This window comes from Blastococcus sp. CCUG 61487 (genome assembly GCF_005222955.1).
In the GTDB taxonomy this organism is placed as follows: domain Bacteria; phylum Actinomycetota; class Actinomycetes; order Mycobacteriales; family Geodermatophilaceae; genus Blastococcus.
Genome location: NZ_LWUA01000012.1, coordinates 38,322 through 53,289, shown reverse-complemented (window position 1 = coordinate 53,289; position 14,968 = coordinate 38,322). Strand labels below are relative to the sequence as shown.

Below are 14,968 nucleotides of genomic sequence, written 5' to 3'. Positions count from 1 at the left end.
CGTCATAGGAGCGTCCTGATCATGGCGACTCCTCCCTCGTGGTGGGCGGTGAGGGAGGACGCCGCACGGTGGGGGAGGACGACGGCGGACGTCAGCCGCCGACGATCTCCTGCAGCGCCCGCACGTGGTCGTCGTAGGCCCGCCTGCCCGCGGGGGTCAGGGAGAGCCACAACCGGCTGCGGCTGTCCCGTACGCCCCGCTCCTGGCTGACGTAGCCGGCGTCGACGAGCTGGGACAGGTGCTTGCTCAGCGCTGACTTCGACAGCGCCAGCCGCTCCTGCAGGAACCCGAACTCCACCTTCTGCGCCGCACTCAGGGCCGCGCAGATCCGCAGCCGGTGCGGGGCGTGGATGACCTGGTCGAAGGCCGCGGCCTCAGGCACGGCCGTAGGTCGCCACGTAGGTGCGGCCGGTCCACAGCACGATCGTCGCCACGACGACCGCCCCGACGGCCCAGACCCACCGGGCGTCCGTGGTCGCGTCGACGACGACGCAGGCGAGGGTCACGCCCAGGATCCCGGCCAGGTACCAGCGCATGTCCCGTAGCGAAGGGGTCACCCCGGAGACGTCGTCCCGGTAGATCCAGTACCGCGCGCCGAGGACGACGGCGCACAGGGCGAGGGCGATCGACGCCTTCGGTGCGTCGTCCGGGGGGAGCAGCTGGGCGAGGAAGAAGCCGGCTACCAGCAGCGACTGGACCGCGAAGAACCACCGGGGCAGCGGTGGGTAGCGGACGGCGCCCGCGTCGGCGGAGAGCTGCGCGAGCGTCTCGCGGGCCTCGGCGGGGGAGGGGTCGCGGTCTGTTGCCATGCAGGAAACACTAGTGACGAGTTTCCTGCATGGCAACAGCGATCCGCGGTCCGGAGGTCAGCCCGCCAGACGCTTCATGGTCTCCACGGTCTTCAGCCGGCCCTCGGGGCTGCCGTCGAGCGGCTGCACCATCAGCGTGGTCACGCCGGCCTCGCGGAACGCCGCGATCCGCTCGGCGACCCAGGACTCCGGCCCGATGAGCGAGGTCAGTCGCACCAGCTCGTCGGGGACGGCGGCCGCCGCCTCGTCCTTCTTCCCGTCCAGGTAGAGGTCCTGGATCGTCTTCGCCTCCTGCTCGTACCCGTACCGGACGGCGAGGTCGTTGTAGAAGTTCTTGCCGCGCGCACCCATCCCGCCGATGTAGAGCGCGAGGCCGGGGCGGACCCGGTCCAGGAGCGCGGCCTCGTCCAGGTTCTCGCCGATGGCCACCGAGACGCCGTTGACGACCTGCAGCTCACCGAGCTCCGGGGCGCGCTTGGCCTTGCCCGCGGCCAGCGCCTCGCCCCAGACCGACTGCGCGCGCTCCGGCAGGAAGAAGATCGGCTCCCAGGCCTCGGCGATCTCGGCGCACATCTCGACGTTCTTGGGGCCGAGCGCGGCGAGCATGACCGGGATCCGGTCGCGCACCGGGGTGTTGATCAGCTTCAGCGGCTTGCCCAGCCCGGTGCCCTGGTCGGCCGGCAGGGGCACCGTGTACTTCTTCCCCTCGTGCTGGAGCCGCTCCCGGCGCCACACCTGGCGGCAGATCTCGACGACCTCGCGGGTGCGCTGCAGCGGCGCGTCGTAGGGGACGCCGTGCCAGCCCTCGATGACCTGCGGACCGGATGCTCCCAGGCCGAGGGTGAACCGGCCGTTGGAGACGAAGTCCAGGCCGGCGGCTGTCATCGCCGTCAGCGCCGGCGTCCGGCTGTAGATGGGGAAGATGCCGCTGAGCAGCTCCACCCGCTCGGTCACCGCGGCGAGGTAGCCCAGTTGGCTGACCGCGTCGAAGGTGTAGACCTCGGCGACCGAGATGAGATCGAGGCCGGCGGCCTCCAGGTCGCGGACCTCCGCCGCGGTCTGCGCGAATCCTCCGCTGTAGCTGGCTTGGGTGCCGATGCGCACGTGCCCTCCCTAGTGTCCGGGCGCGCGGCGCGCCCCTGGAGAGGCACGCTATCGGTAGGGGGGTCCTCCGACCCCGGCCGCTCGCGAGCGCGCGACGGGCCCTGCACGCGGCCTTCGGCGGGGCCTGATGCTCCGACCGGATCCGCGCGTCGACCGGTGACGGCCGGCCGCCTCGGGAGTAGGGTCGCCGCGGGCGCCGTCGCCGGGTCGGGCATCGGTCGACGCGAGCGCGGTCGCCCCGCCGTCGTCGGCCCCGCGCGGACGACGGTCGACCACGCGCGACAGGTGTGAGGGACCCGGCTTTGACCGCGTTCTGACCCACGGGTATCGTGGTCAGCCGTGCCCAGGGTGCCCTGGGCCAGCTCCCGTTCGCGGTGCGCCTGGGTGACCGATTCGGTCATCGGGTATCGCCCTCCGACCTGAGGTCGAGGGGTGACGGCGCCGAGTCGCGAGGGGCATCCGAGTTCGGTCCGACAGCGGATCGGTCCCGGGAAGGGCAACACGCCCGACCGCGTGGACCGGACGATGCCTGACACCCGCGCTCGGGTGGACCTCCCCGGAGGTCCGGCACCCGAGCACCACAGCAAGCCCCAGACATCAGCAGGAACCAGAGCACCACCCCAGCGCAGGTAGGAGATCCAGGCCACCCATGCCCACGATCCAGCAGCTGGTCCGCAAGGGCCGCGAGGACAAGGTCACGAAGACCAGCACTCCCGCGTTGAAGGGTTCGCCCCAGCGCCGCGGAGTGTGCACGCGCGTGTACACGACGACGCCGAAGAAGCCGAACTCGGCGCTGCGCAAGGTCGCTCGTGTCCGCCTCACCAGTGGCATCGAGGTGACCGCCTACATCCCGGGTGTCGGCCACAACCTCCAGGAGCACTCCATGGTGCTCGTGCGTGGCGGCCGGGTGAAGGACCTCCCCGGCGTGCGCTACAAGATCATCCGCGGCTCGCTGGACACCCAGGGCGTCCGCAACCGCAAGCAGGCTCGCAGCCGCTACGGCGCGAAGAAGGAGAAGAGCTGATGCCGCGCAAGGGCCCCGCGCCGAAGCGACCCCTGGTCGTCGACCCGGTCTACCAGTCCCCGCTGGTGACGCAGCTGGTCAACAAGGTGCTCGTCGACGGCAAGCGCTCGGTCGCCGAGGCGATCGTCTACGGCGCCCTCGAGGGCACCCGCGCGAAGACCGACACCGACCCCGTCGTGACGCTCAAGCGCGCGCTGGACAACGTCAAGCCGGCCCTCGAGGTCCGCAGCCGCCGCGTCGGTGGCGCGACCTACCAGGTCCCGGTCGAGGTGCGCGCCTCCCGCAGCACCACGCTGGGCCTGCGCTGGCTGATCCAGTACAGCCGCGCCCGTCGCGAGAAGACGATGACCGAGCGTCTGATGAACGAGCTGCTCGACGCGAGCAACGGCCTCGGTGCCGCCGTCAAGCGGCGCGAGGACACGCACAAGATGGCCGAGTCGAACAAGGCCTTCGCGCACTACCGCTGGTGATGAACCTCCAGCGCCCGCCGTCGGCGGGACCACCGGGCGATCCCCGGACCCCGCACGCGGACCCGAACGAAGTGGAGTAAGAGATGGCCAGCAAGGCCGAGCTCGCCAAGACCCGCAACATCGGGATCATGGCGCACATCGACGCCGGCAAGACCACGACGACGGAGCGCATCCTCTTCTACACCGGTATCACGTACAAGATCGGTGAGGTCCACGACGGCGCCGCCACGATGGACTGGATGGAGCAGGAGCAGGAGCGCGGCATCACGATCACGTCGGCCGCGACGAAGTGCTTCTGGAAAGACCACACCATCAACATCATCGACACCCCCGGACACGTCGACTTCACCGTCGAGGTGGAGCGGTCGCTGCGGGTGCTCGACGGTGCCGTGGCGGTCTACGACGGCGTCGCTGGCGTGGAGCCGCAGACCGAGCAGGTGTGGCGCCAGGCGGAGAAGTACGGCGTCCCGCGGATGTGCTACGTCAACAAGCTCGACCGCACGGGTGCGAACTTCTTCCGCTGCGTCGACATGATGGTCGAGCGCCTCGGCGCCAACCCGCTGGTCCTGCAGCTGCCGATCGGTGCCGAGGCCGACTTCATCGGCGTCGTCGACCTCGTCCAGATGCGGGCGCTGACCTGGCGCGGCGAGACCAAGATGGGCGAGGACTACGAGGTCGAGGAGATCCCGGCCGAGCTCGCCGACCAGGCGGCCGAGTACCGCGAGAAGCTCCTCGAGGGCATCGCCGACTTCGACGACGAGCTCATGGAGGCCTACCTCGGCGGCGAGGAGATCCCCGTCGACCGGCTCAAGGCCGCGATCCGCAAGGCCACCATCGCCGGTCAGGTCAACCCCGTCGTCACGGGGACGTCGTTCAAGAACAAGGGCATCCAGCCCATGCTCGACGCCGTCATCGACTACCTGCCCAGCCCGCTGGACATCGAGGCGATCGTCGGCACTGCGCTCGACGGCGAGACCGAGGTCCTCCGGCACGCCGACGAGGACGAGCCGTTCGCCGCGCTGGCGTTCAAGGTCCAGACCGACCAGCACCTGGGCAAGCTGACCTACGTCCGCGTGTACTCGGGCAAGCTCGACGCCGGTTCCCCGGTGCTGAACAGCACCAAGGACCGCAAGGAGCGCGTCGGCAAGATCTACCAGATGCACGCGAACAAGCGTGAGGAGCGCATGGGCGTCGGCGCCGGCGAGATCGTCGCCGTCAACGGCCTCAAGCAGACGACGACGGGTGACACCCTCTGCGACCCGCAGAAGCCGGTGATCCTCGAGTCGATGACCTTCCCCGCTCCGGTCATCTCGGTCGCGATCGAGCCGAAGACCAAGAGCGACCAGGAGAAGCTGGGCACCGCGATCCAGAAGCTGGCCGAGGAGGACCCCACCTTCCAGGTCAAGCTGGACGAGGAGACCGGCCAGACCGTCATCTCCGGCATGGGCGAGCTCCACCTCGAGATCCTCGTGGACCGCATGCGCCGCGAGTTCAACGTCGAGGCCAACGTCGGCAAGCCGCAGGTGGCCTACCGCGAGACGATCCGCAAGTCCGTCGAGCGCTACGACTACACGCACAAGAAGCAGACCGGTGGCTCCGGCCAGTTCGCGAAGGTGCAGATCGCCCTCGAGCCGCTCGAGATGGGCGGCGACGCGGCGACCTACGAGTTCGAGAACAAGGTCACCGGTGGCCGGGTCCCGAAGGAGTACATCCCCTCGGTCGACCAGGGCATGCAGGACGCCATGCAGTACGGCGTGCTGGCCGGCTACCCGATGGTCGGCGTCAAGGCCACCCTGCTCGACGGCCAGTACCACGAGGTCGACTCCTCGGAGATGGCCTTCAAGATCGCCGGTTCGATCGCCTTCAAGGAGGCTGCACGCCAGGCCAGCCCGGCCCTGCTGGAGCCCCTCATGGCGGTCGAGGTGACCACGCCCGAGGAGAACATGGGCGATGTCATCGGCGACCTGAACTCCCGCCGCGGAACCATCCAGGCGATGGACGAGCGCTCCGGCGCCCGTGTCGTCCGGGCCCTGGTCCCGCTGTCGGAGATGTTCGGCTACGTGGGCGACCTGCGCAGCCGCACCCAGGGACGGGCGAGCTACTCGATGGTCTTCGACTCGTACGCCGAGGTCCCGGCCAACGTCGCCAAGGAGATCATCGCCAAGGCGACCGGCGAGTAACCGGAATGCGGGCCGACCGGCCCGCGCTCCCGAGCACAGCCCACCCCCAGAGCACGCACCACCTGCGTAACCACGAGGAGAGGAACCCAGTGGCCAAGGCCAAGTTCGAGCGGACCAAGCCGCACGTCAACATCGGCACGATCGGGCACATCGACCACGGGAAGACGACGCTCACCGCGGCGATCACCAAGGTCCTGCACGACAAGTACCCGGACCTCAACGAGGCGTCCGCCTTCGACAAGATCGACAAGGCGCCCGAGGAGAAGGCCCGCGGCATCACGATCTCGATCTCGCACGTCGAGTACCAGACCGAGTCGCGCCACTACGCGCACGTCGACTGCCCGGGTCACGCCGACTACATCAAGAACATGATCACCGGTGCCGCCCAGATGGACGGTGCGATCCTGGTGGTCGCGGCGACCGACGGCCCGATGCCGCAGACCAAGGAGCACGTGCTCCTGGCCCGCCAGGTCGGCGTCCCCTACATCGTGGTGGCCCTGAACAAGGCCGACATGGTGGACGACGAGGAGATCCTGGAGCTCGTCGAGCTCGAGGTCCGCGAGCTGCTCAGCGAGTACGAGTTCCCCGGCGACGACGTCCCCGTGGTCCGCGTCTCCGCGCTCAAGGCGCTCGAGGGCGACGCCGAGTGGGGCGACCGCCTCATGGAGCTGATGAACGCCGTCGACACCGCGATCCCGGAGCCGGAGCGCGACATCGACAAGCCGTTCCTCATGCCCGTCGAGGACGTCTTCACCATCACCGGTCGTGGCACCGTCGTCACCGGTCGCGTCGAGCGCGGCATCGTCAAGGTGAACGAGGAGGTCGAGATCGTCGGCATCCGCCCCGAGTCGACCCGCACCACGGTCACCGGCGTCGAGATGTTCCGCAAGCTGCTCGACCAGGGCCAGGCCGGTGACAACGTCGGTCTGCTGCTGCGCGGCATCAAGCGCGAGGACGTGGAGCGCGGCCAGGTCGTCGTGAAGCCCGGCTCGATCACCCCGCACACCAACTTCGAGGGCTCGGTCTACATCCTCTCGAAGGACGAGGGTGGCCGTCACACGCCGTTCTTCAACAACTACCGTCCCCAGTTCTACTTCCGGACGACGGACGTCACCGGCGTGGTCACGCTGCCCTCGGGCACCGAGATGGTCATGCCCGGCGACAACACCGAGATGACGGTGGAGCTCATCCAGCCCATCGCCATGGAGGAGGGCCTGAAGTTCGCCATCCGCGAGGGTGGTCGGACCGTGGGCGCCGGTCGCGTCACCAAGATCATCAAGTAGTTCCCCTGACGGGCGGCGGCCGCCAGCCGGCCGCCGCCCGGCCAGGTCCCGGGCACACGCCCGGACCCGGGTCAGCAGACCCACTCGAACTTTCACAACCGATCGGCAGGAGCAGAAGACAGCGATGGCGGGACAGAAGATCCGCATCCGGCTGAAGGCCTACGACCACGAGGCCATCGACGCCTCGGCGCGGCGCATCGTGGAGACGGTCACCAAGACCGGAGCGCGTGTGGTCGGCCCGGTGCCTCTGCCGACGGAGAAGAACGTGTACGCGGTGATCCGTTCGCCGCACAAGTACAAGGACTCGTTCGAACACTTCGAGATGCGCACGCACAAGCGGCTCATCGACATCCTCGACCCGACGCCGAAGACGGTGGACGCGCTCATGCGCATCGACCTGCCGGCCTCGGTCGACGTCAACATCCAGTAAGGGCAGTCAGCAGACATGGCGAGCACATTTCGTGGTCTCCTCGGCGAGAAGCTGGGGATGACCCAGGTCTTCGACGAGAACAACCGCCTCGTGCCGGTGACCGTCGTCAAGGCGGGCCCCTGTGTGGTGACCCAGGTGCGCACCCCCGAGGTCGACGGCTACTCCGCCGTCCAGCTCGGGTTCGGCGAGATCGACCCGCGCAAGGTGAACAAGCCCGAGGGTGGGCACTTCACCAAGGCCGGCGTGACGCCGCGGCGCCACCTGGTGGAACTCCGCACGGAGGACGCCGGGCAGTACACGGTCGGCCAGGAGCTGACCACCGAGGTGTTCGACGGCGTGGCCAAGGTCGACGTCATCGGCACCAGCAAGGGCAAGGGCACCGCCGGCGTCATGAAGCGTCACGGCTTCAAGGGCCTCGGCGCGGCGCACGGCACCCAGCGCAAGCACCGTTCGCCCGGCTCCATCGGTGGCGCGTCCACCCCCGGCCGGGTCTTCAAGGGCCTGCGCATGGCCGGGCGCATGGGTGCGGTCAAGACGACGACCCTGTCTCTCAACGTCCACAAGGTGGACGCCGAGCGCGGTCTGCTGCTGATCAAGGGCTCCATCCCCGGTCCGAAGGGCGGCCTCGTGCTCGTCCGTTCGGCCGTCAAGGGCGGCCCCGTGGGGAGTGACACCAAGTGACCGAGGCACGTACCGACCGCCAGGTCGACGTCCGCACGCCGGCGGGGACGACCTCGGGCAGCGTCACGCTGCCCGGCGCGCTCTTCGACGCCGACGCGAACGTCTCGCTGATGCACCAGGTCGTCGTCGCCCAGCTGGCCGCGGCCCGCCAGGGCACGCACTCGACCAAGACCCGGGCCGACGTCCGCGGTGGTGGCGCCAAGCCCTATCGCCAGAAGGGCACCGGCCGGGCTCGCCAGGGCTCGATCCGCGCGCCGCAGTACACCGGCGGTGGCATCGTCCACGGCCCGACGCCGCGCGACTACTCGAAGAAGACGCCCAAGAAGATGAAGGCCGCCGCCCTGCGCGGTGCCCTCTCCGACCGGGCCCGCGAAGGCCGCGTCCACGTGGTCTCCGCCTTCGTCGACGGGGACGCCCCGAAGACCAAGGCCGCCCTGGCCACGCTCGGCGCCGTCACGCAGGCCAAGCGGGTGCTGGTCGTGCTCGACCGCGACGACGTCCTCAACTGGGTCAGCCTGCGCAACCTGCCGCAGGTGCACCTCATCGAGGCCGGGCAGCTGAACACCTACGACGTGCTGGTCGCCGACGAGGTGGTCTTCACCGAGGCCGCGCTGGCGGAGTTCGTGGCCGGACCGGTCAAGGGCAAGGGCCGGCAGCTGCCGGACCTCAGCACGCCCGACATCCCGGGCGCCGTCCCGTCGATCGCTCCGGCCGAGGGCGACGGCACGACCGACGCCGACGTCGCGGCCGAGAAGCCGGCCAAGAAGGCGGCGGCCGCGAAGAAGGCACCGGCCAAGAAGGCCCCCGCGAAGAAGGCCGACTCGGCGAAGTCCGCCGACGAGGCCGCCGACGAGAACACCGAGGAGAAGGCATGAGCGTCCGCGACCCCCGGGACGTCCTGCTCGCCCCGGTCATCTCCGAGAAGAGCTACGGGCTGCTGGACGAGAACCAGTACACGTTCATCGTGCTGCCCGAGGCCAACAAGACGCAGATCAAGATCGCGGTGGAGCAGATCTTCGACGTGAAGGTCACCGGCGTGAACACGATCAACCGCCAGGGCAAGCGCAAGCGCAGCCGGGGCACGAAGCTGGGCAAGCGCAAGGACACCAAGCGCGCCATTGTCTCGCTGGCCCCCGGCGACCGCATCGAGATCTTCGGCGGCCCGGGCGCGTAAGCGCCTGACCCCCGACCGGACCAGAGAGAACAGACAGGGACTCACGACCCATGGCTATCCGCAAGTACAAGCCGACGACGCCGGGCCGCCGCGGCTCCAGCGTCGCCGACTTCGCCGAGGTCACCCGCGACCATCCCGAGAAGTCGCTGGTCCGGCCGCTGCACGGCCGCGGTGGACGCAACGTCCACGGCAAGGTCACCGCCCGGCACCAGGGTGGCGGTCACAAGCGGGCCTACCGCCTGATCGACTTCCGCCGGGCCGACAAGGACGGCGTGCCGGCCAAGGTCGCGCACATCGAGTACGACCCGAACCGCACCTCGCGCATCGCGCTGCTGCACTACGCCGACGGGGAGAAGCGCTACATCCTCGCCCCGGCCCGGCTCAAGCAGGGCGACACCGTCGAGTGCGGCCCCTCGGCCGACATCAAGCCCGGGAACAACCTGCCGCTGCGGAACATCCCCGTCGGCACGGTGGTTCACGCCATCGAGCTCCGTCCCGGTGGCGGCGCCAAGATCGCCCGCTCCGCAGGCACCAGCGTCCAGCTGGTCGCCCGTGAAGGTCGGTACGCCCAGCTGCGCATGCCGTCGGGCGAGATCCGCAACGTCGACGTGCGCTGCCGCGCGACGGTCGGCGAGGTGGGCAACGCCGAGCAGTCGAACATCAACTGGGGCAAGGCCGGCCGCATGCGGTGGAAGGGCAAGCGCCCGACCGTCCGCGGTGTGGCCATGAACCCGGTCGACCACCCGCACGGTGGTGGTGAGGGCAAGACCTCCGGTGGTCGCCACCCGGTGAACCCGAAGGGCAAGCCGGAGGGCCGGACGCGCAAGCGGAAGGCCAGTGACGCCCTGATCGTGCGCCGCCGGCGCACCAACAAGAAGCGCTGAGCGGGTAGAGGAGCCGACAGATGCCACGCAGCCTGAAGAAGGGCCCGTTCGTCGACGACCACCTGCTCAAGAAGGTGGACGCGCAGAACGAGAAGGGCACCAAGAACGTGATCCGCACCTGGTCACGTCGTTCGACGATCATCCCCGACATGCTCGGTCACACCCTGGCCGTGCACGACGGACGCAAGCACGTCCCGGTGTTCATCACCGAGGCGATGGTCGGGCACAAGCTCGGCGAGTTCGCGCCCACGCGCACCTTCCGTGGGCACGTCAAGGACGACCGCCGCTCGCGGCGGGGCTGACCAGGTAGAGAGAGATTCAGATGACTTCCCAGTTGGGACAGGAGGCGCCGGTCGCCCGGGCTACGGCCCGGTTCGTCCGCGTGACCCCCATGAAGGCCCGCCGGGTGGTGGACCTGATCCGCTACCTGCCGACCGACGAGGCGCTCGCCCTGCTCCGTTTCGCGCCGCAGAGCGCGAGCGAGCCGGTGGCCAAGGTCGTCGCCAGCGCGGTGGCCAACGCCGAGCACAACCTGCAGCTGGACCCGGCCGCGCTGGTCGTCTCCGCCGCCTACGTCGACGAGGGCCCGACGCTCAAGCGGATCCGTCCGCGTGCGCAGGGCCGGGCGTTCCGCATCAACAAGCGGACCAGCCACATCACCGTCGAGGTGAGCGAGGTCGCCGGCAGCGACGTCCTCGCGCAGAAGTCGCGCAAGGCTCGTCGGGACACCGGCCAGTCCGGCCCGGCGACCCAGCAGAACAACACGAGGGGAGGGACCCGCTAGTGGGTCAGAAGGTCAACCCGCACGGGTTCCGGCTCGGGATCACCACCGACTACAAGTCCCGGTGGTACGCGGACAAGCTGTACAAGGACTACGTCAAGGAAGACGTCGCGATCCGCAAGCTCATGTCCAAGGGCATGGAGCGGGCCGGCATCTCCAAGGTCGAGATCGAGCGCACCCGTGACCGGGTCCGCGTCGACATCCACACCGCCCGGCCGGGCATCGTCATCGGCCGCCGCGGCGCGGAGGCCGACCGGATCCGCGGCGAGCTCGAGAAGCTCACCGGCAAGCAGGTGCAGCTGAACATCCTCGAGGTCAAGAACCCCGAGTCGGACGCGCAGCTGGTCGCCCAGGGCGTGGCCGAGCAGCTCTCCAGCCGGGTCAGCTTCCGCCGCGCCATGCGCAAGGCGATGCAGTCGGCCCAGCGCAGCCCGCAGGTCAAGGGCATCCGGGTCCAGTGCTCGGGTCGCCTGGGCGGCACGGAGATGAGCCGGTCGGAGTTCTACCGCGAGGGCCGCGTGCCTCTGCACACGCTGCGCGCGAACATCGACTACGGCATCTACGAGGCCCGCACCACCTTCGGCCGCATCGGCGTGAAGGTGTGGATCTACAAGGGTGACGTCAGCGGCTCCCGCGCGGAGCGCGAGGCCCTCGAGGCGCTCGCCGCCCGCCAGGGTCAGCGTCGCGAGCGCCCCCAGCGCCCGCGCCGCTCCGGCTCCTCGGGCACGACCGCCGGCGGGACCGAGGCCGGCCGCGCCGCCGCCGAGTCCACGACCGGACCGGCCACCGAGGCCCCCGCCGACACGACCACGGCCGTGGTCGCGCAGACGTCCGGCGAGGTCGCTCCCGAGCAGACCGTCGCCGAAGCTGCCGGCCCCGAGGCCACCGCCGCCGCTGAGAACACGGCGACCGAGACCCCGACGGAGGGCTGACACGTGCTGATCCCACGGCGCGTCAAGCACCGCAAGCAGCACCACCCGAGCCGCTCGGGTCGGGCCAAGGGCGGCACCGAGATCAACTTCGGTGAGTTCGCGATCCAGGCTCTCGAGCCTGCCTACGTGACCAACCGGCAGATCGAGTCCGCACGTATCGCGATGACCCGGCACATCAAGCGTGGCGGGAAGGTGTGGATCTCGATCTACCCCGACCGCCCGCTGACCAAGAAGCCGGCCGAGACCCGCATGGGTTCCGGCAAGGGCTCGCCCGAGTGGTGGGTGGCCAACGTCAAGCCCGGTCGCGTGCTGTTCGAGCTGTCCGGTGTCGCCGAGCCCGTGGCCCGCGAGGCCATGCGCCGCGCGATCCACAAGCTGCCGATGAAGTGCCGCTTCATCACGCGTGAAGGAGAAGTGTGATGGCCGCCGGTCTGACCGCTCCCGAGCTGCGCGAGCTCTCCGCTGACGAGCTCGCCACGCGGCTGCGCGAGTCCAAGGAAGAACTGTTCAACCTGCGCTTCCAGGTGGCCACCGGCCAGCTGGACAACAACCGGCGACTGCAGACGGTCCGCCGCGACATCGCCCGGATCTACACGATCATGCGCGAGCGCGAGCTGGGTCTCTCGGTCGCCCCGAACGAGGGTGTGGCATGAGCGAGCCGAAGCAGGCCCAGGCCGCCGGGTCGGCCACCACGGGTCGGACCGCCGAGGGCCGGGGCTTCCGCAAGGTCCGCGAGGGCCTCGTGGTGAGCGACAAGATGCAGAAGACCGTCGTCGTCGAGGTCGAGGACCGCGTCAAGCACGCCCTCTACGGCAAGGTCATCCGGCGCACGAACAAGCTCAAGGTCCACGACGAGGCCGGCGTCGCCGGCGTCGGGGACCGCGTGCAGATCATGGAGACCCGACCGATGTCGGCCACCAAGCGGTGGCGGCTCGTGACGGTCCTCGAGAAGGCCAAGTAAACAAGGGCGGCCCCTCGGGGCCGAAGGTCGACCGGGTACGCTGGTCGACTGGCGCGCACCGCCTTAGTCATCGGCGGCCGCGCGCCCCATCCCGGTCTCGCGCTTCGGACGCACCGGCGGCTCGCCGCCGGTGCGTCCGCACGCGGGTTCCGGACAGCCGGTTCACCGTTCCGGCCCGGCTGTCACCACAAAGTATTTGGGAGTAGGACGTGATCCAGCAGGAGTCGCGACTGCGTGTCGCCGACAACACCGGTGCGAAGGAGATCCTCTGCATCCGGGTGCTCGGCGGCTCGGGGCGACGCTACGCGGGCATCGGCGACATCATCGTCGCCACCGTGAAGGACGCGCTGCCGGGCGCCGGCGTCAAGAAGGGCGACGTCGTCAAGGCCGTCATCGTCCGCACGGTGAAGGAGCGTCGCCGTCCGGACGGCTCCTACATCCGCTTCGACGAGAACGCCGCGGTCATCATCCGCGACACCGGCGACCCGCGCGGCACCCGCATCTTCGGGCCGGTGGGCCGGGAGCTGCGCGACAAGCGCTTCATGCGGATCATCTCGCTCGCCCCGGAGGTGCTGTGATCATGGCTGCCGCCAGCAACGGCAAGACGCCGTCGATGAAGGTCAAGAAGGGTGACACCGTCCTGGTGCTCGCCGGCAAGGACAAGGGCGCCAAGGGCCGGGTCATCGCTGCCTACCCCAAGCTGCAGAAGGTCCTCGTGGAGGGCGTCGGCCGGGTGAAGAAGCACACCCGGATCAGCTCGAACCAGCGCGGCGCCCAGCAGGGCGGGATCGTCACCCAGGAGGCGCCCATCCACGTGAGCAACGTGATGGTGATCGACTCCGAGGACAAGCCGACCCGGGTCGGTTACCGCAAGGACGAGGAAGGCCGCAGCATCCGGGTCTCGCGGCGCACCGGTAAGGACCTCTGACCATGAGCGCACCCACCCGTGAGCTGCCCCGCATGCTCGCCAACTACCGCGAGAACATCGTGCCGGCACTGCAGAGCGAGTTCGGCTACGAGAACGTCATGCAGATCCCGCGCCTGACGAAGATCGTCGTCAACATGGGCGTCGGCGAGGCCACCCGCGACGCGAAGCTGATGGACGGCGCGGTCCGCGACCTCACCGCCATCACCGGTCAGAAGCCGGCCGTCGTCCGGGCCCGCAAGTCCATCGCGCAGTTCAAGCTCCGCGAGGGCATGCCAATCGGCGCGAAGGTGACCCTCCGCGGCGACCGCATGTGGGAGTTCCTCGACCGCCTGCTCTCGCTGGCGCTGCCCCGAATCCGCGACTTCCGCGGGTTGAACGCCAAGCAGTTCGACGGCAACGGCAACTACACGTTCGGCCTGACCGAGCAGTCGATGTTCCGCGAGATCGACGTGGACAAGATCGACCGTCCGCGCGGCATGGACATCACGCTCGTCACCACCGCCACGACCGACGAGGAGGGTCGCGAGCTGCTCCGCCAGCTCGGCTTCCCCTTCGCCGGCCAGCCCGTCGTCACGACCGTCCGCTGAGTCGGGCAGGAGAGAAGCAATGGCCAAGAAGGCGCTGATCAACAAGGCGGCCCGCAAGCCGAAGTTCGCGGTCCGTGGTTACACCCGCTGCCAGCGGTGCGGTCGTCCGCACTCGGTCTTCCGCAAGTTCGGCCTGTGCCGGATCTGCCTGCGGGAGATGGCCCACGCCGGGGAGCTCCCCGGTGTCCGGAAGGCCAGCTGGTAGCAGGACCCCGCTCCACCCCTCACCGAAGCACCACTGATCGCCGATAGGCCCCGCGCCAAGTCTCCGAGACCCAGCGCATGTGGAACCGCGGCGAGAGAGGCACCACACGCCATGACCATGACCGACCCGATCGCGGACATGCTGACGCGTCTGCGGAACGCCAACCAGGCGTACCACGACTCCGCGGTCATGCCGTCCTCGAAGCTCAAGACGCACATCGCCGAGATCCTCAAGCAGGAGGGGTACATCGCCGGCTGGCGCGTCGACGACGTGGAGAAGGACGGCAGCACCTTCAAGCAGCTGGTGGTCGACCTGAAGTACGGCCCCAGCCGCGAGCGCAGCATCGCCGGCGTCCGCCGCGTCTCCAAGCCCGGCCTGCGCGTGTACGCGAAGTCGAACTCGCTGCCCAAGGTCCTCGGCGGCCTGGGCGTGGCGATCATCTCGACGTCCACCGGGCTGCTCACCGACAAGCAGGCGAACAAGAAGGGCGTGGGTGGGGAAGTCCTCGCCTACGTCTGGTAAGGGAGCGAGCAAC

General features: G+C 69.4%; 23 protein-coding genes. 20 read left to right on the top strand and 3 right to left on the bottom strand.

All coding sequences use genetic code 11. From position 1 onward, the window contains the following. Positions 1 to 91: 91 nt before the first annotated feature. Genes A6V29_RS01300 through A6V29_RS01290 form a run of 3 tightly spaced genes read right to left on the bottom strand, consistent with a single transcriptional unit; the run spans position 92 to position 1,913 of the window. On the bottom strand, positions 92 to 382 hold the full coding sequence (locus tag A6V29_RS01300) for a transcriptional regulator (RefSeq protein ID WP_137158598.1): 291 nt from the start codon (positions 380 to 382) through the stop codon (positions 92 to 94). Beyond that, the gene (locus A6V29_RS01295; protein WP_137158597.1) at positions 375 to 809 is read right to left on the bottom strand and encodes a hypothetical protein; all 435 of its coding nucleotides are present in this window, start codon (positions 807 to 809) and stop codon (positions 375 to 377) included. Before A6V29_RS01295 ends, A6V29_RS01300 begins: the two co-directional genes overlap by 8 nt. 57 nt (positions 810 to 866) lie before the next feature. Next, complete coding sequence (locus A6V29_RS01290; protein WP_137158596.1) at positions 867 to 1,913, bottom strand: LLM class F420-dependent oxidoreductase; 1,047 nt, start codon at positions 1,911 to 1,913, stop codon at positions 867 to 869. Positions 1,914 to 2,562: 649 nt separating this feature from the next. Between A6V29_RS01290 and rpsL the strand changes: the two genes are divergently transcribed. The 20 genes from rpsL (at position 2,563) to rpsH (ending at position 14,955) form a co-directional block, all read left to right on the top strand. After that, positions 2,563 to 2,937, top strand: a complete 375-nt coding sequence (gene rpsL, locus A6V29_RS01285; protein WP_137158595.1) for a 30S ribosomal protein S12 — start codon at positions 2,563 to 2,565, stop codon at positions 2,935 to 2,937. Beyond that, positions 2,937 to 3,407 carry a 30S ribosomal protein S7 gene (gene rpsG, locus A6V29_RS01280; RefSeq protein ID WP_137158594.1) on the top strand — a complete coding sequence of 157 codons (471 nt, stop codon included), beginning with the start codon at positions 2,937 to 2,939 and terminating at the stop codon, positions 3,405 to 3,407. Before rpsL ends, rpsG begins: the two co-directional genes overlap by 1 nt. An 83-nt stretch (positions 3,408 to 3,490) precedes the next feature. Next, complete coding sequence (fusA, locus tag A6V29_RS01275; RefSeq protein WP_137158593.1) at positions 3,491 to 5,587, top strand: elongation factor G; 2,097 nt, start codon at positions 3,491 to 3,493, stop codon at positions 5,585 to 5,587. Positions 5,588 to 5,676: 89 nt separating this feature from the next. Then, entirely contained in the window at positions 5,677 to 6,870 is a 1,194-nt protein-coding gene (tuf, locus tag A6V29_RS01270) for an elongation factor Tu (protein WP_137158592.1), read from the top strand. Positions 6,871 to 6,994: 124 nt separating this feature from the next. After that, on the top strand, positions 6,995 to 7,300 hold the full coding sequence (rpsJ, locus tag A6V29_RS01265; RefSeq protein WP_014377994.1) for a 30S ribosomal protein S10: 306 nt from the start codon (positions 6,995 to 6,997) through the stop codon (positions 7,298 to 7,300). 15 nt (positions 7,301 to 7,315) lie between these two features. Then, positions 7,316 to 7,981, top strand: coding sequence for a 50S ribosomal protein L3 (rplC, locus tag A6V29_RS01260; RefSeq protein WP_137158591.1), 666 nt, complete (start codon positions 7,316 to 7,318; stop codon positions 7,979 to 7,981). After that, positions 7,978 to 8,856, top strand: coding sequence for a 50S ribosomal protein L4 (rplD, locus tag A6V29_RS01255; RefSeq protein WP_137158590.1), 879 nt, complete (start codon positions 7,978 to 7,980; stop codon positions 8,854 to 8,856). Before rplC ends, rplD begins: the two co-directional genes overlap by 4 nt. Beyond that, positions 8,853 to 9,155: a 50S ribosomal protein L23 gene (gene rplW / locus A6V29_RS01250; RefSeq protein WP_137158589.1), complete on the top strand. Its 303-nt coding sequence runs from the start codon at positions 8,853 to 8,855 to the stop codon at positions 9,153 to 9,155. Before rplD ends, rplW begins: the two co-directional genes overlap by 4 nt. 50 nt (positions 9,156 to 9,205) lie before the next feature. Beyond that, positions 9,206 to 10,039, top strand: a complete 834-nt coding sequence (gene rplB, locus A6V29_RS01245) for a 50S ribosomal protein L2 (protein ID WP_137158588.1) — start codon at positions 9,206 to 9,208, stop codon at positions 10,037 to 10,039. A 20-nt stretch (positions 10,040 to 10,059) separates the two neighbouring features. Next, on the top strand, positions 10,060 to 10,341 hold the full coding sequence (rpsS, locus tag A6V29_RS01240; protein WP_137158587.1) for a 30S ribosomal protein S19: 282 nt from the start codon (positions 10,060 to 10,062) through the stop codon (positions 10,339 to 10,341). A gap of 20 nt (positions 10,342 to 10,361) precedes the next feature. Beyond that, entirely contained in the window at positions 10,362 to 10,823 is a 462-nt protein-coding gene (gene rplV, locus A6V29_RS01235) for a 50S ribosomal protein L22 (protein WP_137158586.1), read from the top strand. Then, a complete protein-coding gene (gene rpsC / locus A6V29_RS01230) occupies positions 10,823 to 11,752 on the top strand; it encodes a 30S ribosomal protein S3 (protein ID WP_137158585.1) in 930 nt (309 codons plus the stop codon). The genes rplV and rpsC overlap by 1 nt, the downstream gene beginning before the upstream one ends. A 3-nt stretch (positions 11,753 to 11,755) precedes the next feature. Then, on the top strand, positions 11,756 to 12,172 hold the full coding sequence (gene rplP / locus A6V29_RS01225) for a 50S ribosomal protein L16 (RefSeq protein ID WP_104523783.1): 417 nt from the start codon (positions 11,756 to 11,758) through the stop codon (positions 12,170 to 12,172). Beyond that, entirely contained in the window at positions 12,172 to 12,405 is a 234-nt protein-coding gene (gene rpmC, locus A6V29_RS01220; RefSeq protein WP_040338545.1) for a 50S ribosomal protein L29, read from the top strand. Before rplP ends, rpmC begins: the two co-directional genes overlap by 1 nt. Then, the gene (gene rpsQ, locus A6V29_RS01215; RefSeq protein WP_137158584.1) at positions 12,402 to 12,713 is read left to right on the top strand and encodes a 30S ribosomal protein S17; all 312 of its coding nucleotides are present in this window, start codon (positions 12,402 to 12,404) and stop codon (positions 12,711 to 12,713) included. The genes rpmC and rpsQ overlap by 4 nt, the downstream gene beginning before the upstream one ends. Positions 12,714 to 12,922: 209 nt before the next feature. Then, positions 12,923 to 13,291, top strand: a complete 369-nt coding sequence (rplN, locus tag A6V29_RS01210; RefSeq protein WP_040338543.1) for a 50S ribosomal protein L14 — start codon at positions 12,923 to 12,925, stop codon at positions 13,289 to 13,291. Positions 13,292 to 13,293: 2 nt separating this feature from the next. After that, positions 13,294 to 13,641 (top strand): 50S ribosomal protein L24, encoded by a 348-nt coding sequence (gene rplX / locus A6V29_RS01205; RefSeq protein ID WP_502700047.1) that lies wholly within the window; start codon positions 13,294 to 13,296, stop codon positions 13,639 to 13,641. Between the two features lie 2 nt (positions 13,642 to 13,643). Beyond that, the gene (gene rplE, locus A6V29_RS01200) at positions 13,644 to 14,228 is read left to right on the top strand and encodes a 50S ribosomal protein L5 (protein WP_137158583.1); all 585 of its coding nucleotides are present in this window, start codon (positions 13,644 to 13,646) and stop codon (positions 14,226 to 14,228) included. Between the two features lie 19 nt (positions 14,229 to 14,247). Further along, positions 14,248 to 14,433: a type Z 30S ribosomal protein S14 gene (locus tag A6V29_RS01195; protein ID WP_135096872.1), complete on the top strand. Its 186-nt coding sequence runs from the start codon at positions 14,248 to 14,250 to the stop codon at positions 14,431 to 14,433. A gap of 117 nt (positions 14,434 to 14,550) precedes the next feature. Further along, positions 14,551 to 14,955 (top strand): 30S ribosomal protein S8, encoded by a 405-nt coding sequence (gene rpsH, locus A6V29_RS01190; protein WP_502700046.1) that lies wholly within the window; start codon positions 14,551 to 14,553, stop codon positions 14,953 to 14,955. The last annotated feature ends 13 nt before the right edge of the window (positions 14,956 to 14,968 follow it).